The organism is Sphingosinicella sp., assembly GCF_052387495.1.
Taxonomy (GTDB): Bacteria; Pseudomonadota; Alphaproteobacteria; order Sphingomonadales; family Sphingomonadaceae; genus Allosphingosinicella.
This window is the reverse complement of sequence record NZ_JBQTJC010000130.1, coordinates 1-2,195: the sequence shown is the minus strand read 5'-3', so window position 1 is coordinate 2,195 and position 2,195 is coordinate 1. Positions and strand designations below refer to the sequence as shown.

Genomic DNA, 2,195 nt, shown 5'->3' with positions numbered 1-2,195 from the left:
GAGGGGGCGAACCAGATCAACGGCCCGTCGCTCGAGATCGACCGGCCCGAGGCGGCGCTCGACGAGGCGCGCACGGCGGCGCTCGCCAACGCCCGCGCCCGCGCCGAGCTTTATGCCCGCGCGCTCAATATGCGGGTGCGCCGCGTGCTGCTCGTGAGCGAGAGCGGGCTCGTGCCGCCGGGCCCGATGCCGATGCTGCGCATGCAGGCCGCCGACGCGGCGGAGACCCGGATCGATCCCGGCGAGCAGACGCTGAGCGTTACCCTGACGGTCAGCTTCGAGCTCGAATAATGACGAAGGGCCGCCCAGGCGCGGGCGACCCTTTCGAGCTTCGCGTCCCTAGCGGACGCTGCCGCGCCGGAAGAGGTTGACGATCGCCAGGAGGATGATCGCGCCGACCAGCGAGACGATGAACGAGGTGACGTTGATATCCTGATTGATGTTCCCCCGGTTGAAGATCAGCCCGCCGATAAAGGCGCCGACGATGCCGACGACGATGTTGAGCAGGATGCCCTGCTGCGCGTCGGTCCGCATGACGAGGCTCGCCAGCCAGCCGACGATGCCGCCGATGACCAGCCAGATGATGATTCCAATCATGTCCCTTCCCTCCTGTCTCTCGCGCCGCCCTGGCGATGATTTCGCGGGCGGTCCGAGCCTAAGACGCGCCAAAGCGCGTTCTTGTTCCTGCCGAAGCGCGGCGGAATGCGAGGGTCTAGACCTAAGGAGAAAAGCGGGAAAGGGCGCCTGGCAGCGCCCGCCCGGTCAATACTTCTGCTGGCGCTCGTAGAGCGATTTGTAATGCTGGATGCGGGTCACGCGCAGCCCCGGCATGCCGGAGCGGTCGACCGCGCGCTGCCAGCCGGCGAATTCCTCGAGACTCAGGCTGTAGCGCTTGCACGCCTCGTCGACCGAGAGCAGGCCGCCGTTGACCGCGGACACGACCTCGGCCTTGCGGCGGACGACCCAGCGTGTGGTCGAGGGCGGCGGCAGCGAGTCGATCGTAAGCGGCTCACCAAGCGGACCGATGACCTGGGCAGGGCGGATTTTCTGATTCTCGATCATTACTACCTCAAAACTTTACGCGCTTTACGGCCTCCCTAGCCCTGTCGCGCTTTCGTCATTTAATCGCCGACCGTTGAAGGAAGGCTAAAACGCCAAGGTAAATTTCCCGGTGAACAGGGTTTACGAGCCATTGACCCGGCGTCCCGCTTCGGCACGGCTGAAGCAGCCGCGCTGCGCCGACTGGGCCTGCCGCCAGGCCGGGCCGCCGAGCAGCAGTTCCACCAGAGGGTCCTCGTCGGCGGCCTGCACGCGGCACCCTTCCCCGCAAGCCGGCCTTCGCTCGGCCGGCCGCGGCGCGCGCAGCGCGAGTGCGGCGAGCAGCAGCTTGTGGTCGAGCGGCGCCGGCGCGGACTCGCCGAGCATTCGCCCGGCGCGCTGGAGAAAGGCCATGTCCATCGCCGACCGGCCTAAACGAAGAGGGTGAAGAGCCGGTAAAGCACCGCCCCGGAATGGGTGAGAGGGTTGAAGCAGGCCGCCAGCTCCGCCGATCGCGCCGTGGGCAGGGACTAGACGCGGTGTGAATGCCGCCGGGGGCCTGCCGCAGTCAGCGGCGCGTCAGATCACGGTGAAGTCGCTTGCCGCGAGGGCGGGCGCTCCGCTGAGCACCGCGAACTGGACGGCGGCCCCGGCGCCGTTGCCGTCGGCATCGAAGAAGAGCTGGCCGGTGGCTGGGTTGTAGAGGATGCGGTCGTCCGCATCGAGCGCGGCGCTGCCGGTGCGGAACGCGCCCGCCGCAAGCGCGCCGTTGGGAAGGCCGGTGAACACCGCATTGTCGAGGAAGATGCGGTCGAGCCCGCTGACGAAGTCCTGGATGCGGTCGGCGAGGGCGGGGCCGAACGCGTCCGCGAACACGAACCGGTCCGCGCCCAGCCCGCCGTTCAGGACGTCGTAGCCCGCGCCGCCGTTGAGCTGATCATCGCCGTCGCCACCGAGCAGAATGTCATTGCCGCCGAAACCGGCGATCACGTCCGCGCCGCCGCCGCCCGACAGGGTGTTGGCGCCGTTATTGCCGAGCACGGTCTGGCCGAATTCGTTGCCGGTCAGGTTGAGCGCGGTCGTCGCCGACAGATCCCGGGTCGAAAGCACCTCCACCTCGCGGCCCGCGCCCAGCGTGTAGCTGACGTTCGACAGGA

Annotated in this window: 5 protein-coding genes; 1 reads left to right on the top strand and 4 read right to left on the bottom strand. The window is 68.2% G+C overall.

Translation table 11 applies throughout. The features are described from left to right. The coding region (locus ACT4N8_RS07460) for an SIMPL domain-containing protein (protein WP_444857504.1) at positions 1–291 on the top strand (291 nt) is incomplete at its 5' end. Positions 292–339: 48 nt separating this feature from the next. Here ACT4N8_RS07460 and ACT4N8_RS07455 read toward each other — a convergent pair. The 4 genes from ACT4N8_RS07455 to ACT4N8_RS07440 form a co-directional block, all read right to left on the bottom strand. Beyond that, positions 340–594 (bottom strand): GlsB/YeaQ/YmgE family stress response membrane protein, encoded by a 255-nt coding sequence (locus ACT4N8_RS07455; protein ID WP_444857505.1) that lies wholly within the window; start codon positions 592–594, stop codon positions 340–342. 168 nt (positions 595–762) lie between these two features. Beyond that, positions 763–1,062 (bottom strand): CtrA inhibitor SciP, encoded by a 300-nt coding sequence (gene sciP, locus ACT4N8_RS07450; RefSeq protein WP_444857503.1) that lies wholly within the window; start codon positions 1,060–1,062, stop codon positions 763–765. A gap of 120 nt (positions 1,063–1,182) precedes the next feature. Further along, a complete protein-coding gene (locus ACT4N8_RS07445) occupies positions 1,183–1,452 on the bottom strand; it encodes a hypothetical protein (RefSeq protein ID WP_444857502.1) in 270 nt (89 codons plus the stop codon). A 165-nt stretch (positions 1,453–1,617) separates the two neighbouring features. After that, positions 1,618–2,195, bottom strand: a 578-nt coding sequence (locus tag ACT4N8_RS07440) for a calcium-binding protein (RefSeq protein ID WP_444857501.1), incomplete at its 5' end; no start/stop codon positions are given.